This window comes from Kitasatospora sp. A2-31 (assembly GCF_022288725.1).
Taxonomy (GTDB): domain Bacteria; phylum Actinomycetota; class Actinomycetes; order Streptomycetales; family Streptomycetaceae; genus Kitasatospora.
Map to the genome: position 1 here is coordinate 663,322 of NZ_JAKNTA010000005.1, position 16,199 is coordinate 679,520.

Sequence of the window (16,199 nt, forward strand, 5' to 3'; positions counted from 1 at the left end):
CGGCACGTGACTACCGCACGTCGCCGCCCGGCCCGTCGAGCCGGCGACTCAGCCAGGCCAGCGCCGCCGGGACGGACTCGGCGACCGGGACGCCGGCCGGTGCGGCCGGGCGCTGCACGACCACGACGGGAAGGCCGAGTTCGCGGGCGGCGGTGAGCTTGGGCGCGGTCGCGGCGCCGCCGCTGTCCTTGGTGACCAGGACGTCGATCCGGTGCTCGCGCAGCAACGCCCGCTCGCCGTCGAGGGTGAACGGGCCGCGGTCCAGCAGGACGTCCAGGGCGGTGGGCATCGGCGGTTCGGGCGGGTCGACCGAGCGGGCCAGGAAGTGCAGGCCGTCCAGGTGGGCGAAGGCACCGATGCCCTGCCGGCCGGTGGTGAGGAAGACCCGCCGGCCGAGCGCCGGCAGCGCGGCGGCGGCCGCGTCCAGGTCGGCCACGGGGTGCCATTTGTCGCCGTCCACCGCGGTCCAGCCCGGACGGCGCAGTGCCAGCAGCGGCACGCCGGTCGCCGCGGCGGCCAGTGCGGCGTTGCCGGAGATGGCCGCGGCGAACGGATGGGTGGCGTCCACGACGGCGTCCGCCCGCTCGGCGCGCAGCCAGGCCGCCAGCCCGTCCGCCCCGCCGAAGCCGCCGATCCGGACCTCGCCGGCGGGCAGCCGGGGTTCGGCGACCCGCCCGGCGAGGGAGCTGGTGACCCGCAGCGGCGATCCGGCCAGCGCGGCGGCCAGCGCCCGCGCCTCGGTCGTCCCGCCGAGGATCAGCAGGTGTCGCGCCATCACGCCCCGCAGGGCTCGTGCGGCCGCTCGCGGTCCGCGGAGTAGAGGTGGCTGTCGCGGAACTGCTCGGCGGCGAGCGTCCTGCCGACGATGATCACGGCGGTACGGACGATACCCGCCTCCTTCACCTGCCCGGCGATGTCGGCGAGCGTGCCGCGCAGCACCAGCTCGTCGGGCCGGCTCGCCATCGCGACCACGGCGGCCGGGCACTCGACGCCGTAGTGCGGCAGCAGCTGCTCGACCACGTCGTCCACGTAGCCGGCGGCCAGGTGCAGCACCAGCAGGGCGCCGCTGCGACCGAGGGTGGCGAGGTCCTCGCCCTCCGGCATCGGGGTGGCGCGCTTGGCGATCCGGGTGAGGATGACGGTCTGGCCGACGGTCGGCACGGTCAGTTCGCGCTTGAGCGCGGCCGCGGCCGCGGCGAACGCGGGCACGCCGGGGACGACCTCGTAGGGGACGCCGGCCGCGTCGAGCCGGCGCATCTGCTCGGCGACGGCGCTGAAGACCGACGGGTCGCCGGAGTGCAGCCGGGCCACGTCCTTGCCGTCGCGGTGGGCGGCGACCAGCTCGGCGGTGATGGCGTCCAGGTCCAGGTTGGCGGTGTCGACCAGCCGGGCGTCCGGCGGGCACTCGTCCAGCAGCTCGCGCGGCACCAGGCTGCCCGCGTAGAGGCAGACTTCGGCGCGGGCCAGCAGCCGCGCGCCGCGCAGGGTGATCAGGTCGGCGGCGCCCGGGCCGGCTCCGATGAAGTAGACGGTCACGAGGCGTTCTCCTGGAGGTCGTGCTGAGGGTCGTGGGGCTTGACGGCGGACCACTGGGTGACCGGCATCGCCTGCCGCCAGCCGGTGAAGCCGCCCACCGGGACGGCGTGCGCGGTGGCGATCCGCAGCAGCTCGCCGCCGTGGCGGCGGTACCACTCGGTGAGCAGGGCCTCGGACTCCAGCGTCACGGTGTTGGCGACCAGCCGGCCGCCCGCCGGCAGCGCGGCCCAGCAGGCCTCCAGCAGGCCGGGCGCGGTGAGGCCGCCGCCGACGAAGACCGCGTCGGGGGCGGGGAGTCCGTCCAGTGCGGCCGGCGCTGAGCCGGTCACCACCTGCAGCCGGGGCACGCCGAGCGCGGCCGCGTTGCGGACGATCCGCTCGGCCCGGGAGCGGTCCCGCTCGACGCTGACGGCCCGGTTGTCGCGGTGGGCGCGCAGCCACTCGATCGCGATCGAGCCGGAGCCGCCGCCGACGTCCCAGAGCAGTTCGCCGGGTGCGGGGGCGAGCGTGGCGAGGGTGGCGGCGCGGACGTGGCGCTTGGTCAGCTGGCCGTCGCTCTCGTACGCGGCGTCGGGCAGGCCGGGCACGAGCGAGCCGCGGGGGCCGTCGGCGGGCAGCTCGACCGCGACGACGTTGAGCGGGTCGCCCGGCGGGTGCGGCCAGCCGTCCGCCGGACCCTCCGACTGCCGCTCGCCGGGCCCGCCGAGCTGCTCCAGCACCCGGAGCCGGGCGGCGCCGTGGCCCCGGGCGGTGAGCAGGGCGGCGACGGCGGCGGGGGTGCCGGCGTCGGCGCTGAGGACGAGCAGCCGGCGCCCGGGGTGCAGGGCGAGCGCGAGGGTCTCCAGCGGCCGGCCGACCAGGCTGACCACCTCGGTGGCCTCCAGCGGCCAGCCGAGCCGGGCGCAGGCGTAGGAGACGGAGGACGGGTGCGGCAGGATGCGCAGCCGGTCGGCGCCGACCGTCTCGGCGAGGGTGCGGCCGATGCCGTGGAACATCGGGTCGCCGCTGGCCAGTACGGCGACGCGGCGGCCGGCGTGCTCGGCGAGCAGTCCCGGCACGGCCGGGCGCAGCGGGGACGGCCACGGCACCCGGGCGGCGGTCACCTCGTCCTCGGGGAGCAGCGCGAGCTGCCGCGGGCCGCCGATCACCACCTCGGCGGCGCGCAGGGTGGCGCGCGAGGTACCGGCGAGGCCGGGCCAGCCGTCGGCCCCGATCCCGACGACGGAGATCGGCGGGGGCAGCTCGGGCACCGGGAGGCTCCTCGGGGGTCGGCGAAGGTGGCCGGGGCAGCCTACCTGGCGGTGGACGGCCGCGGGCGGGTCAGGGTGCGTGCGTCCGCCGGCCCGGGGCCGCCGCTCTCCGGACCGCCGCTCGCCGGACCGCCGCTCGCCGGACCGCCGCTCGCCGGGCCCGGTGTGCCACCCGGCGGGCCGTCAGCGCCGGAACCAGTCCCCGGAGGCGACCGGCGCCGGGCGGAGCCGCAACCGGGCGGCGACCGCCGGGCCGGCCAGGTAGACCCAGGCGTCCGCGGTCCGCCCGTCGGGCAGCCGGACGGGCAGCCGGCGTCGCACGTACTCGCCGGTCCCGTCGGCCCGGCAGTCCTCCAGCCGGTCGAGCGCCGTGAGCGCGGCGGCGTACGCACCGGGGCGGATCGCCACCAGCTCCCCGGTGATCCGCTGCTCCGGGTCGGGGTCCGGCACCGCGTACGGGTAGCCGGGCCCTGCGTGCAGCACCGCACCCTCCAGCACGGCCGGCCGCACGTCGGCGCACCGCCCGGCGAGGTGGACGGCCTGGTTGGCGCCGCCGGTGCGCAGCGTGCCGTAGACGAAGAAGGGCAGGGCGGTCACGGGACGCGGACCTCCGATGGCCGGTCGGGAGCGGGAGGGAGTCGTAGCCGGAGTCGTGGCGGGGGCGGGAACGGGGGGGGGAGCGGGGGCGGGGCCCCACGGTACGCCCGCCGCGCCGTGCTGTCGGACCGACCGGTCGGATCATCTGGTGATACCCACTGGCGCTCGCGGCGCTGATGCGCTGTCATGACGGGTGACCGCCAGCACCGTCCGAGGGGGACACCCATGACAGCTCCCGTTTCGCGCCCTTCGGGCACCCCCGTCGACGCCGTTTCGGGGAAGGCCGGGGCAGTGGCGGGCGGGCCGGTCCGGCTGGGCGGGGCGGTCTGGGCGGCGCTCGCCGTGGTGTACGTGGTCTGGGGGTCGACGTACCTGGCGATCCGCATCGCGCTGGAGACGATGCCCGGCTTCCTCTCCGCCGGGGCGCGTTTCGTGCTGGCCGGGCTGGTGCTGGCCGGCGTCCTCCTGGTCCGGGACGGCACGGCCGCACTCCGGGTGAACGCCCGGCAGCTGGGTTCGTCGGCGCTGGTCGGCGTGCTGCTGCTCACCGGCGGCAACGGGCTGGTGGTGCTCGGCGAGAACTACGTCTCCTCCGGGCTGGCCGCGCTGCTGGTCGCGGCGGTCCCGCTCTGGACGGTGCTGCTGACGGCGGCGGCCGGGAACCGGCCGAAGCCGGCCGAGCTGACCGGGGTGCTGCTCGGGCTGGTCGGCCTGGCGGTGCTCTCCGCGCCCGCGATCGGCGGGGACATCGCGCCGGTCGGCGTGGTCGCGGTCATCGGCGGCACCCTGACCTGGGCGGCCGGCTCGTTCGTCGCCAAGCGGCTCCCGATGCCGGGCAACGTCTTCGCGGCGAGCGCCTACCAGATGCTCGTGGGTGGGCTCGGCAACGTGCTGATCGGACTGGCGCGCGGTGAGCAGCACGGACTCGACCCGGCCGCCTTCTCCACGCGCTCCTGGCTCGCGCTCGGCTACCTGGTGCTGGTCGGCTCGCTGGTCGCGTTCACCGCGTACGCCTGGCTGCTGCAGTCCGCGCCGCTGACCCTGGTGGCCACCTACGCGTACGTGAACCCGGTGGTGGCGGTCGCACTGGGCTGGCTGGTCCTGGCTGAGCCGCTGACCGGCCCCACGCTGGCGGGCGGGGCGATCGTGGTCGTGGGCGTCTGTCTGGTGGTCAGTGTCAGCCGGGCGCCGCGGACGTCGGGCCGGGCGCCGTGGCGGCGTCCGTGGCGGCGGCCTTCCGGCGGCTGAGGGCCGGGCGGGCCGCCCGGTGGGCACGGCGCCCCGCAATCAACCACTGCAGATAGAGTGCTCTGCCTGGAGTGGTTGTTCCGTGTCCTCCTGAAGGAGAATCCGCGCCGTGGCCAAGAACCCCGCCCGCCGTGCCGCCCTCACCGATGCCGCCATCGACGTCCTGGCCCGCGAGGGCGCCCGGGGCCTCACCTTCCGCGCGGTCGACGTCCAGGCCGGCGTCCCGACCGGCACGGCGTCCAACTACTTCGCCAACCGCGACGACCTGCTCGACCACACGGCCCGGCAGATCCACCACCGCCTCGTCCCGGACCCGGCCGTCATCGCCGAACTGCTGAAGGCCCCGCGAGACCGCGCCCTGGTGACCGCCCTGATGCACGATCTGATGCGCCGGATCACCGCCGACCGGGCCGGCTACCTGGCCATGCTGGAGCTGCGCCTGGAGGCCACCCGCCGGCCCGGGCTGAGCGCCGCCCTCACCGGCACGATCCGGGACGAGCTGGAGGCCAACATCGCCTACCACCTGGCCGAGGGCCTGCCGGGCGACCGCGGGACCGTCGTCGCCCTCTACCTGGCGATGACCGGTCTGATCCTCGAACACCTCACGCTGCCCGAGGTGCTGGGCACGGACGGGCTCGGTCAGCTGATCGACTCGCTGGTCGAGCGGATCGTCCCGGCGGCCTGAGCCCGCCCGGGCCTCCGGCGCCCGGGCCTCCGGCGCCCGGGCACCGGGCCGGGGCTCTAGGGCCTCTCCCGGGACGCCGCCAGGACCGGCCGCAGCAGGCCCAGCACCTCGGTGAGGGCGCCGTCCTCGCTCACCAGCACGCCCATCGACCGCAGCCGCGCCAGGCTGTCCGCGTACGCGGGGTGGGCGGCCTGGGCCGGGCTGAGAACGGGGCGCACGGCCGTCGGTACGCCCAGCCCGAACGCCTCGCAGAGGATGCCGAGGGCCAGCGTGTCCGAGATCCCGGCGGCCCACTTGTTGACGGTGTTGAACGTCGCGGGCGCCACCGCTATCGCGTCCGGCGGCGGCAGCGGCTTCGGCTCGCCCGGCCTGCGCCAGGCCGAGCGCACCGGATACCCGGTCAGCTCGGCGAGCGCGGCCCCGTCGACGAGGGCGAGTGCGTCGGGCGTGGCGACGGCGCCGACCTCCCAGCCCTCGGCCTGGGCGGCGGCGATCAGCGCTGGCGCCTCGGGCGCGCGGCCCGAGGCGCAGACGACGACGTAGAGGAAGGGCACGGAGGGGCTCCCCGGGGTGGTGACGGCGGTGGTGACGGCGGTGGTGACGGCATTGGTGACGGCATTGGTGTCCGCGGATGGTGGTGCCGGTTCCCGGCCGACGGCTGCGCCGGCGGATCGCGGTCGGGCCCATCATCCCGGTCCCGGCCGGCCCGCCCAAGGCCCTGCCGGCAGGACCCCGACCGGAGCCCCCGCGATCCGCCCGCCCGCGGACGCGGGCTGCCGCGCTCAGACGGCCGGAGCGGCCCAGCCGACCAGCAGGGCGCTCAGCGCGACGCCCGGCCCGAGGCCGAGGACCAGCCCGCGCGCCCCGTCCGCCGGGGGCGCGGCGTGGGTGCGCGCGAGGACGGAGAAGATCGTCACGCCGCCCAGGTTGCCCTCCTCGGCGAGCACCCCCTTGGAGTGGCGCAGGAACTCCCCGTCGAGGCCGAGCAGGGCGCCGAGCCGGTCGAGGATCGCGGGGCCGCCCGGGTGCAGCACGCCGAAGTCCAGCTCCCGGCCGCCGTGCTCGTCCAGCCAGGCGAGCAGCGCCGGGCCCAGGTCGCTGACGGAGCGCAGCGAGGCACGGGTGGAGGCGAAGTGGTCGCCGCGCCCGTCGGTCAGCTTCCGGTACCGGTCGGTGGTCCCCGGGATGGTGTACTCGAAGGTGTGGTCGAGGCGGAGCCCGGGCGTGCGCTGCTCCCCGGTGACGACGGCCGCTGCCACCGCGTCGCCCCAGAGCGCCTTGTAGATCTGGTCCTCGATCGAGGTCTGGCTGTCCTGGTAGAGCGAGGAGAGCGACTCTGCGGCGACCACCAGGACGACCGCCCCGGGGTGCCGGGCCAGGTACTCCTCGGCCATGATCAGCACGTGCGCACCGCCCGCGCAGGCCAGCTGGGTGAGCGGCCGGCGGCTGATGTCGGGGCGTAGCCCGAGCCGCTGCTGCAACTCGACGTCCAGGCCCGGCACGCCGTCCCCGGTGGCACTGGTGACGATCACGCAGTCGACGTCGTCGGCCGCCACCCCGGCGTCCGCCATCGCCGCGGCCCCGGCTCGCTCGGCGGCGGCCAGCAGGTCGGCCATCACGGTGGTCTTGCGTTCGGCGGCGGTGCGGTCGGGGGAGGTGACCACCTCGTACGGCTGGAAGTACCGCCTGGTGCCGGGCAGATTGCCCAGGGCCATCCGGACGGTCTGCGCCTGGCGCGCCGAGTAGCCGGGGTTGCGGGCGAGGATGTCGTCCCGGATCCGCTCGGCCCGGACGACGTACGGGCCGACGACCAGGGCGGGACGGCTGAGGTAGGCGGTGGTAGGCATGGCACGCAGTCCTCGAGGCGGTCGGTGCCGCGCCCGGTCGGACACGGCAGCCGGTGCCGGTGCGGCGGCCGGACGCGTGCCGGTGCGCCGCCTCGCACCGTGCCGTCCTCGGCTGTCCCCGCCCGGACACAGACGCTCCCACGCTACCCGCCCGTCCCGCCCGCCCCGACCGGGCGAGGGCGCCGGTCCCGCATCCCGGGACGGGGGTTCCGGGGAGATCCCGCCGCCGGCCCCTACCGCTCGAACGGAGGCCGGCCGGTCCACCAGTTGCCGGGGGCGTCGGGGTCGCGGCTGGTCCAGAACTCGATGATGGCGCTGGTGAACTCGGCGGCGGAGAGCCGGCCGTCGCCGTCGCGGTCGAGCCGCCGGAAGGCCTCGTCGGCGTCGTCGCGGGAGAGCCCGGCGAAGTGGCCGCGCTGGAAGACGAAGAACTCGCCCGCGTCGACCGTCCCGCTCTTGCCGGTGTCGGCGACGGCGAGGAAGGCCCCGGCCAGCGCGCCCAGGCTGGCCTGTGCGGCCTCCGGGTCGTCGGCGAGCGACCTGGTCGAGGCCACGAACTGCTCGCGGGTGATCGCCTGGGTGTCGGCGGGCAGGTGGGCCAGGTGTAGGTCGTGCCAGATCGTCAGGTAGGCGCGGACGATCCAGGCCTCGGCCTCGGAGCCCTCCGGGTGTCCGAGCGACCGTGCCACCGAGTGGCCCATCAGCACGTGGTCCCGCTCGGTCAGCAGCCCGTCGCCGTCGGCGTCGAGGTGGTCGAAGCCGTGGTGGATCTTCGCCATGAGCAGGTCGTCCGACACAGGTGGCCCCTCGGGTTGGTGATCACTCCTGCTCGCACGCTAGTGCCTCCGGGGCGGGCCGCGCAGCCGAACGGCGGGGGAGCGGAACGCGTGCCCGGCGGGCGTCTCCCGCCTGCCCGTCCCGGCTCGCCCCCGCACGTCGCGGGCGCCCCCGCAGTACGCCGCGGCCGGGGCGGCACGGGCCGGCACGAGCGGCGAACGGGGGCGATGACAGCCGCGGCCGGGGCGGCGACAGGGGGCGGCAAGAGGGACGGCACGTCCCGAACTCTGAGACCGCCGCCGCCGTGGCTCGTGTGTTGATACGATCCGGGCGAGCCGCGACTGGCGCGCACGGATGGAATCGACCATCGGGAAGCGGCTCCGTGGAACGCCACGTCAAGTTGCCGAGCGCCTGGGCCGTCCGAACGCGTCACGAGGACACGAGGAGACCGCCTTGGCCGCCCAGCAGCCCCACACCACCGCGAGTGCCGTCGCCAACACCGCCTTCCGCAGCGCCCTGGACACCGTCCGCGAGGTCGAGCCGCGGATCGCCGCCGCCATCGGGCAGGAGATCGAGGACCAGCGTGCCTCGCTCAAGCTGATCGCCAGCGAGAACTACGCCTCCCCGGCCGTCCTGCTGGCCATGGGCAACTGGCTCAGCGACAAGTACGCCGAGGGCACCGCCGGCCGCCGCTTCTACGCCGGCTGCCGCAACGTCGACACCGTCGAGACCATCGCCGCCGAGCACGCCCGCGCCCTCTTCGGCGCCGACCACGCGTACGTCCAGCCGCACTCAGGCATCGACGCCAACCTGACCGCCTTCTGGGCCGTCCTCTCCCAGCGGGTCGAGAGCCCGGCGCTGGAGCGCGCCCGGGTGCGCAACGTCAACGACCTGACCGACCAGGACTGGGCCGAGCTGCGCCGGGAGCTGGGCAACCAGCGGATGCTCGGGATGTCCCTGGACACCGGCGGCCACCTCACCCACGGCTTCCGGCCCAACATCTCGGGCAAGATGTTCGACCAGCGCAGCTACGGCACCGACCCGGCCACCGGCCTGATCGACTACGACGCGCTGCGCGCCACCGCCAGGGAGTTCCGCCCGCTGATCCTGGTGGCCGGCTTCTCGGCGTACCCGCGGCTGGTCAACTTCCGCCGGATGCGCGAGATCGCGGACGAGGTCGGCGCGACCCTGATGGTCGACATGGCCCACTTCGCCGGCCTGGTCGCGGGCAAGGTGCTCACCGGCGACCACGACCCGGTGCCGCACGCCCAGATCGTCACCACGACCACCCACAAGTCCCTGCGCGGCCCGCGCGGCGGCATGGTGCTCTGTGCCGCCGAGCTGGCCGAGCACGTCGACCGCGGCTGCCCGCTGGTGCTCGGCGGCCCGCTCTCGCACGTGATGGCCGCCAAGGCCGTCGCCTTCGCGGAGGCCCGCCGCCCGGAGTTCCGCGCCTACGCCCAGCAGGTGGTCGACAACGCCCGGGCGCTCGCCGAGGGCCTGCTGCGGCGCGGTGGCAAGCTGGTCACCGGCGGTACCGACAACCACCTCGTGCTCGCCGACGTCACCGGCTACGGCCTGACCGGCCGCCAGGCCGAGGCCGCGCTGCTGGACTCCGGCATCGTCACCAACCGCAACTCCGTCCCGCAGGACCCGAACGGCGCCTGGTACACCTCCGGCGTCCGGTTCGGCACGCCGGCGCTCACGACCCGCGGCCTCGGTACCGCGGAGATGGACGAGGTCGCCGCCCTGGTCGACACCGTCCTGCGCGGCACCACCCCGGTCACCACCGCCGCGGGGGCCCCGTCCAAGGCCCAGTACACCCTGGACGCCGCCCTGAGCGAGGGCGTCGCCAAGCGCGCCGCCGACCTGCTGTCCGGCTTCCCGCTCTACCCGGGCGTCGACCTGGTCTGACGCCGGTCGCCGCCGGAGGTCGAGGGCACGGGCCCGTCGAGCTCCGGCGGCCCCGACCGCCTCCGTACCGCAGGAATCGTCCTGCAGGAACACCTCCGGGCCGTGCCGGCCCGGAGGCCCGGCGGGCGGCCGACGGCGGCGTCCACGTCGGCCGCGCCACCGGCCGCGACGGTGGCCAGCGCCCGCTCGGTGGCCGGACCCGGCACCGTGATCGAGCCGGTGTCCAGCGAGGGGCGCCGGCGCCCGCCGATGTACCGGTCGCCGTGCTCCCCGTACGGGACGCCGTCGCCCGTGCGCCGGTGGTCGGTGTGCTGCGGCACCGGTTGGTCCTTCCGTGTGATCGGCGGTTCCCCTGACACCGCCGGTCACACCGGTCGAGGACGGCCGGGCAGGCGTGCGCACGAGCCGGATCCGGCGGCCCGCCCGGCCGGAAGCCGCTCCCGCCGCCTGTGCGGGCGGCTCGTCGGTCTACGGGGGCGCCACGCACGGCGGTCGGCGGGCGACGGGTGCGAATTCCCCGTCGTGCCCCTTCGTTTCCATGCCGCCCTTCGCCTCTTCCCGGCGGATTGACGGGTCGCGGCCGATTCCTTGTGCAAAAGCTCCTCAACTCCGGCCGCCTGAGGGTAGATTGCAGCGCACTCGGGCCTTCGGCGGTGGTGCCGGTGGCGAGTCCGGGCGGTTTCTCGCCGTGCCGGTCCGCCGGCTCCTCCGGATGATGGGTGGGAGACCGTTCGCGGTCCGGGACCCCCCGTCCCGAGTCCAGGGACCGTCCCCTCGGTCGTCCGTACCGTGTAAGGAGCTACCTCGTGACAGACGCCGTCTTGCGCACCGAGCAGCACCGGCCCGCCGAGCCCGCCGTGCTCGATGACGTCCCCGGCTGGTTCTGGGACCACGACCGCCACCTGTTCGAGTGGTTCCTCACCCGGCAGGAGAAGGCCGGGGTGACCGGCGACCTGCTGGAGATGGGCGCCTACCTGGGCCGCAGCGCCATCGTCATCGGTAGCCACCTGCAGCCGTCCGAGACTTTCACCGTCTGTGACCTGTTCGACTCGGACGCCCCGGACGACGAGAACGCCGCCGAGATGGAGATGTCCTACCGCAGGACGCTGACCAGGTCCGCGTTCGAGGAGAACTACCTCGCCTTCCACGACGCGCTACCCGAGATCATCCAGGCGCCGACCTCGACCCTGGCCGGCGGCCGGATCCCGGCCGGCGCCTTCCGCTTCATCCACATCGACGCCTCGCACCTGTACGAGCACGTGGTGGGCGACCTGCAGGTGGCCCGGGTGGCACTGCAGCCCGAGGGCGTGGTGGTCCTGGACGACTACCGGTCGGCGCACACGCCCGGCGTCGCCGCCGCCACCTGGGAGGCCGTGTTCAACCACGGCCTGAAGCCGATAGTGCTGACCGAGGGCAAGTTCTACGGCACCTGGGGCGACCCCGAGCCGGCCCAGCGCGACCTGCTGGACCGGGTGGACCTGTCCGAGGACTGCGACCTCACGGTGGAGCTGCTGAACGGCCGGCGCCTGGTGCGCATCGGCAACCACCCGCTGCGGATCGCCCCGTTCCGACCCTCCCGCCACCACGAGCGGCTGGCCGCGGAGGCCGCCCGCCGCGAGGCCGAGCAGGCGGCGGAGGAGGAGCTGCGGGCGCAGCGCGCGGCCGCGGCCGACCTCGACGCCCGCCGCGCCCGCGCGGCCGAGCGCCGGCGCCCGGTCAACGTCGCCAAGCGCGTCGCCGGCGACCTCCTGCCCCCCGTGGTCACCTCCGCCATCCGCCGCGCCCGCCGCGGCTGACCGCCTCGACGCCCGACCCCTTCCGGCCGCGGTGATCCGCTGAATCACGGCATACCGCATCACCGCATCGCCGGATCGCGTCCGCCGCCCGCCTCACCGGCGGTGCGCCCGGGAGCCGCGTGGGCCCGAGCCACGCGGCTCCCGCCGTTCCCGCCCCCGGCTCACGCCGCCGGTCGCGTCCCCGCCGGCCGTACCGCCGACCCCGCAGCCGCCCGACCGTCCCGGCGCCGAGGGCACCCCTCCCACCACCGGAGCGCCGGTCGGGCCGACTCGACCGGCGCTCCGAAGACCTGTCGGGCCTGCGCACCTCCCGGGACATCGACACGGGCGGCAGGCGGTTCGGCCGTAGGGGTCGCCACGCGGCCCGGTGAGGATGCGTCCCGGCAAAGGGGAGAGGGGTGTGCCGAGCTCGATGCCCGGTACACCCCTCTCCCCCTACCGGGAGTCCGCTCAGACGTGCGACGTCTCGCCGGCCTGGTGGGGCAGGCGGGTGACGATGCTGTCGGCGTCCGCTTCCTCGGCGGCGAGTTCGGCCTTGACGGCGGCGAGGGACGGGTTGGCCCAGGCGCTCGCGACGCCCCACTGGTAGAAGGCCAGCCCGATCGCCGCGACGATCAGCAGGTCCCAGCCCTCCGGCAGGTAGCCGTGGCCGCCGAAGTCGGCGGAGCCGGCCCAGGAGACGGCGGCCATCACGAACAGGTAGGCGACCATCCAGGCGCCCGCCTTGAGGTGCGGCTTCAGCTCGGCAAAGGGCTTGCGCAGCTCGTACCAGGCCCAGATGGGCAGGCCGGCCGCCATCAGCAGGATGACCTTGCCGGTCAGCGGCCAGCGGGCCCAGTAGAGCACCAGCGAGCCGAAGACCATGGCGACCGGGGCGATCACCGGCATGGCGCGCAGGCGGACCGGGCGCGGCAGCTCGGGGGCCAGCCGGCGCAGCGCCATGACGGCGACCGGGCCGGTGATGTACGAGATCACGGTGGCCACCGAGACGATCTCGGCGAGCGAGCCCCAGCCGCGGAAGACCGCGAGGAAGAGGAAGGCGATCAGCAGGTTGAGCAGCAGGGCCGGGCGCGGGATGCCGGTCTTCGGGTCCACCCGGCCGAACAGGCCCGGCAGGTGACCGTTCTCCTGCACGCCGTGGATCATGCGCGAGGTGGTGGCGGCGTAGATCATGCCGGTGCCGCTGGGGGAGACGAAGGCGTCCGCGTAGAGCAGCAGCGCCAGCCAGTTCAGGCCCCAGGCGATGGAGAGGTCGGCCAGCGGGGAGGTGTAGCCGAGCGAGCCCCAGCCGCCGGAGAGGTCCGCGGCCGGGATGGCACCCAGGAAGGCGACCTGCAGCGCGACGTAGATCACCAGGGCGATCAGGATCGAGCCGATCACGGCCTTGGGCAGCGACTTGCCGGGGTTGCGCGCCTCGGCGGCCAGGTTCAATGGGGACTGGAAGCCGTTGAAGGCCCAGACGATGCCGGAGACGGCGACCGCCGTGAAGACCGCGCTCCAGCCGTTCGGCGCGAAGCCGCCGTGGTCGGTGAAGTGGGCGGTGTCGAAGTGGGCGAGCAGCAGCGCGCCCGCCGTCAGCGTCGGCACGACGACCTTGAACACGGTGATCGCGGTGTTGGTCTTGGCGAACAGCGTGATCGCGAACCAGTTCAGCGCGAAGTAGCCGACCAGCAGCACACTGGCCAGGGCCACGCCGCTGACGGACAGCTCCTCCCCGTCGAACAGGCCCTTGGCCCAGCCGAAGTCCCAGGAGCTCATGTACTGGACCGAGGCGGTCGCCTCGCCGGGGATCACCGAGACGATCGCGATCCAGTTGGCCCAGGCGGCCAGGTACCCCGCCAGCGACCCGTGCGAGTACTGGCCGTACCGGACCATCCCGCCGGCCTTGGGGAACATCGAGCCGAGCTCGCTGTAGGTCAGCGCGATGGTGAGCGCGACCGCGGCCCCGATCACCCACGCGACGATCGACGCGGGGCCGGCCAGTCTGGCCGCGCGCTCGGCTCCGAACAGCCAGCCCGACCCGATGATCGAGCCGAGCCCGACCGCGGTCAGGCTGATGGTGCCGAGCGAACGTCGGTAGTTCTGATGGGAGGCCGTCGATGCCGTCGTCGAATCGGGCGCGCTCAACGAATCGGTCCTCTCTCTCGTCGGGGCCAGGGCAAACGCAGAGCAGACTATGGTGCCAAATCGGGCGAAAGCCTCAGGTGAAGCTCAGATCGTTCGATCGTTGCCATCTCGTGTCCGACTATCGGAGTTCGGTGCCCGCAGGTCCGGGGCGTGACGGCGCGGGGGGCGGCGGTGCGGGGGCCGGGCGGAGAGCGGCGTACGCCCGGCGCACGGCCGCGTGTCGCACGGCCGCGTGTCGCAGGGCCGGGGCGAGGCCGGGGCCCGCGGTCGGGACGGATCGCGGTGCGGAGGCAGTGCCCCGCCGCCATTCCCCCACCGTGGAGCCGCGAAAGCAGGCGGTAAAGCGGGCCGGCAAAGCGGGCGGCAAGCAGGCGGCAAAGAGAAATTCCCCGTGGGATCTCTTTCGAGTTCCCACGGGGAATCGCCGGTGTCCGAGGGGGGACTTGAACCCCCACGCCCGATAAAGGGCACTAGCACCTCAAGCTAGCGCGTCTGCCATTCCGCCACCCGGACGGGGTGTGTGCTTCGGGGGCTTTTCTCTCGCCCCCTCGGCGACAGAGAGAACATTACCAGGGTTCTGGAGTGCTTCTCACCTGCGTTTCCCCGGTGGGGATCGCGCAGGTGGCCGGGACGGGTCGATGATCTGAGCGAAGCGGTGGTTTCGGGGGCGGGAAGCGGTCGGGTTGGGAGGGGGGAGCGATCGGAATCGGTCGGGAGCGATCCGACACGGGCAAGTTGTCGACGGTGCCCCGGACCCCCCGGTGGCTCTCCTAGCCTCTGTGGACCGAGGGCGCCATGAGCGGAACGCCTGATTCCCGGGGTCGCGGACGAAGGGCGGCTGGACGTGGAGCTGGAGCAGATCGGCGGGGCGGCGCAGGCCGGGCCGAGACGGGTCGGGACCGGGCCGGTCGAGGGGGTGTGGCGGTTCGCGGTGCCGGCCGCCGAGGCCTCCGTGCCGCGGACCAGGCACGCGGTGCGGGACCGGCTGCTGGCCCAGGGGATGGCCGGGGTGCGCTACCAGGAGCTGGTGGACGACGTGCTGCTGATCGTCTCCGAGCTGGTCGGCAACGCCGTGACCCACGCCGCGGAGCTCTCCCCGGAGGTGACCACCGAGCTGGCGGTGCGGGGCGGCTGGGTGCGGGTCTCGGTCGAGGACGGCGACCCGTACCGGCCGAAGGCGCTGGAGAGCGACACCGGGCGGACCGGTGGGCGGGGGCTGCTGCTGGTGAAGAGCGTGACGCTGCAGGCCGGGGGGATCTGCGACGTCGAGCGCACGGGGGAGGGCGGCAAGGTCATCTGGGCCTCGCTGCCCATCCCCCGGCAGGACGCGGACCGGCCCGGGGCCGGGTGAGCGCCCGAGAGCCGGGTGACCGCCCGAGGCCGACCGTCCGGACCGGAGCCGAAGTGGCCGGACGCCGCTCGGGCGCCTACCAGTCGCGCCCGGCGATCTCGCGGATCCCGGGCAGCGCCGCCTCGAAGACCGTCCGGAACCAGACCGAGAACGGCCGCTCCTCCTCCAGCTCGCGCAGCTCCTGCGCGGTCACGAAGGCGAAGTCGTCCACCTCCTCCGGGTTCGGCCGCACCGGCGCGGTGACCAGCCCGACGAACAGGTGGTTCCACTCCCGCTCGATCAGGCCCGAGGCCTCGTCCGGCAGGTCGTAGCGGACCGTCCCCGCCTCGCAGAGCAGCGCCGGGGCGACGCCCAGCTCCTCGGCGGTGCGCCGGGCGGCGGCGACGAACGGCTGCTCGTCGGGGTACGGGTGGCCACAGCAGGTGTTCGACCAGACGCCGGGGGAGTGGTACTTGCCCAGCGCGCGGCGCTGCAGCAGCAGGCGGCCCTGGCGGTCGAAGAGGAACACCGAGAACGCCCGGTGCAGCCGGCCCGGCTGCTGGTGGGCCCAGAGCTTCTCCGCGGTGCCGATGGTCACGCCCTCGTCGTCGACGAGCTCCAGCAGGATCTCCGGCCCGGCGGCCCCCGTCCCGGCCGCGGCAGTCGGGTCGGCCGTCACGTCGGTCTCCACGTCGAGACCGGTGTCGATCTCGGAGGTGAAGTGCGTCGGGCTGGTCGGCAGACTCTGGGGCATGAGGCCTCTTTCGGGGGCAAAGGGAGCACCGGTGGCGTCGTGCTCCAGTCTGCCGTACGGGTGGCGGTGCACAGGGGTCCCACGCACAACCGGGCCGATCATGACCGAACCCGGTCCGATCCCGTCCCCGGAACGGGCAACGGATTAGCAGAACCGTTCGGGTCCCGTTCGGCCGGCGTTCGATCCGATGGTGCACGCACGGCGAAACCGACACCTCGGCGGCACTCCTCCTCCACAACCCCCGCCGCCCCGGCCCGGTGCGGCCGCCGCCCGTCCGAGGCCCGGCGTCCGCCGGGCCCCGGCCCCGTTCGGGCTGGTCGCCACGGTCGCCTACCATC

General features: G+C 74.9%; 15 protein-coding genes, 1 tRNA gene and 1 riboswitch. Of the genes, 5 read left to right on the top strand and 11 right to left on the bottom strand.

Going from position 1 to position 16,199, the window contains the following annotated elements; translation table 11 throughout:
• Positions 1-10: 10 nt before the first annotated feature.
• The 4 genes from MCM47_RS17710 to MCM47_RS17725 form a co-directional block, all read right to left on the bottom strand.
• Positions 11-775: a cobalt-precorrin-6A reductase gene (locus MCM47_RS17710; RefSeq protein ID WP_238862670.1), complete on the bottom strand. Its 765-nt coding sequence runs from the start codon at positions 773-775 to the stop codon at positions 11-13.
• Positions 775-1,536, bottom strand: a complete 762-nt coding sequence (gene cobM / locus MCM47_RS17715) for a precorrin-4 C(11)-methyltransferase (protein ID WP_238862586.1) — start codon at positions 1,534-1,536, stop codon at positions 775-777. Before cobM ends, MCM47_RS17710 begins: the two co-directional genes overlap by 1 nt.
• Complete coding sequence (cbiE, locus tag MCM47_RS17720) at positions 1,533-2,786, bottom strand: precorrin-6y C5,15-methyltransferase (decarboxylating) subunit CbiE (protein WP_238862587.1); 1,254 nt, start codon at positions 2,784-2,786, stop codon at positions 1,533-1,535. The genes cobM and cbiE overlap by 4 nt, the downstream gene beginning before the upstream one ends.
• 183 nt (positions 2,787-2,969) lie before the next feature.
• On the bottom strand, positions 2,970-3,383 hold the full coding sequence (locus tag MCM47_RS17725; RefSeq protein WP_238862588.1) for a gamma-glutamylcyclotransferase family protein: 414 nt from the start codon (positions 3,381-3,383) through the stop codon (positions 2,970-2,972).
• A gap of 225 nt (positions 3,384-3,608) precedes the next feature.
• Here MCM47_RS17725 and MCM47_RS17730 point away from each other — a divergent pair, with 225 nt between their 5' ends.
• Positions 3,609-4,631 (top strand): EamA family transporter, encoded by a 1,023-nt coding sequence (locus tag MCM47_RS17730; protein ID WP_308222353.1) that lies wholly within the window; start codon positions 3,609-3,611, stop codon positions 4,629-4,631.
• 109 nt (positions 4,632-4,740) lie between these two features.
• The gene (locus MCM47_RS17735) at positions 4,741-5,316 is read left to right on the top strand and encodes a TetR/AcrR family transcriptional regulator (protein WP_238862590.1); all 576 of its coding nucleotides are present in this window, start codon (positions 4,741-4,743) and stop codon (positions 5,314-5,316) included.
• 56 nt (positions 5,317-5,372) lie between these two features.
• On the opposite strand, the gene MCM47_RS17740 is transcribed toward MCM47_RS17735, so the two are convergent.
• From MCM47_RS17740 to MCM47_RS17750, 3 genes are all read right to left on the bottom strand, one after another.
• Entirely contained in the window at positions 5,373-5,870 is a 498-nt protein-coding gene (locus MCM47_RS17740; RefSeq protein ID WP_238862591.1) for a flavoprotein, read from the bottom strand.
• Positions 5,871-6,098: 228 nt separating this feature from the next.
• The gene (locus MCM47_RS17745; RefSeq protein WP_238862592.1) at positions 6,099-7,163 is read right to left on the bottom strand and encodes a PhlD; all 1,065 of its coding nucleotides are present in this window, start codon (positions 7,161-7,163) and stop codon (positions 6,099-6,101) included.
• Between the two features lie 233 nt (positions 7,164-7,396).
• Complete coding sequence (locus MCM47_RS17750; RefSeq protein WP_238862593.1) at positions 7,397-7,960, bottom strand: EF-hand domain-containing protein; 564 nt, start codon at positions 7,958-7,960, stop codon at positions 7,397-7,399.
• Between the two features lie 307 nt (positions 7,961-8,267).
• Positions 8,268-8,364, top strand: a riboswitch (ZMP/ZTP riboswitch).
• Positions 8,365-8,393: 29 nt separating this feature from the next.
• Between MCM47_RS17750 and MCM47_RS17755 the strand changes: the two genes are divergently transcribed.
• Positions 8,394-9,854: a glycine hydroxymethyltransferase gene (locus MCM47_RS17755; RefSeq protein ID WP_238862594.1), complete on the top strand. Its 1,461-nt coding sequence runs from the start codon at positions 8,394-8,396 to the stop codon at positions 9,852-9,854.
• Here MCM47_RS17755 and MCM47_RS17760 read toward each other — a convergent pair.
• Positions 9,830-10,174 (bottom strand): hypothetical protein, encoded by a 345-nt coding sequence (locus MCM47_RS17760; protein ID WP_238862595.1) that lies wholly within the window; start codon positions 10,172-10,174, stop codon positions 9,830-9,832. The two genes, MCM47_RS17755 and MCM47_RS17760, sit on opposite strands and share 25 nt — an antisense overlap.
• A gap of 486 nt (positions 10,175-10,660) precedes the next feature.
• Here MCM47_RS17760 and MCM47_RS17765 point away from each other — a divergent pair, with 486 nt between their 5' ends.
• Positions 10,661-11,650 carry a class I SAM-dependent methyltransferase gene (locus MCM47_RS17765; RefSeq protein ID WP_238862596.1) on the top strand — a complete coding sequence of 330 codons (990 nt, stop codon included), beginning with the start codon at positions 10,661-10,663 and terminating at the stop codon, positions 11,648-11,650.
• 450 nt (positions 11,651-12,100) lie between these two features.
• Here the strand turns inward: MCM47_RS17765 and MCM47_RS17770 are convergent, their stop codons facing one another.
• Together MCM47_RS17770 and MCM47_RS17775 are read right to left on the bottom strand one after the other, a co-directional pair.
• Positions 12,101-13,777, bottom strand: coding sequence for an APC family permease (locus tag MCM47_RS17770; RefSeq protein ID WP_238862597.1), 1,677 nt, complete (start codon positions 13,775-13,777; stop codon positions 12,101-12,103).
• Between the two features lie 428 nt (positions 13,778-14,205).
• Positions 14,206-14,290, bottom strand: a tRNA-Leu gene (locus MCM47_RS17775).
• Between the two features lie 331 nt (positions 14,291-14,621).
• Here MCM47_RS17775 and MCM47_RS17780 point away from each other — a divergent pair.
• Positions 14,622-15,128, top strand: a complete 507-nt coding sequence (locus MCM47_RS17780) for an ATP-binding protein (protein ID WP_374209149.1) — start codon at positions 14,622-14,624, stop codon at positions 15,126-15,128.
• Between the two features lie 76 nt (positions 15,129-15,204).
• Here the strand turns inward: MCM47_RS17780 and idi are convergent, their stop codons facing one another.
• Positions 15,205-15,861: an isopentenyl-diphosphate Delta-isomerase gene (idi, locus tag MCM47_RS17785; RefSeq protein WP_238862598.1), complete on the bottom strand. Its 657-nt coding sequence runs from the start codon at positions 15,859-15,861 to the stop codon at positions 15,205-15,207.
• Between the last annotated feature and the right edge of the window lie 338 nt (positions 15,862-16,199).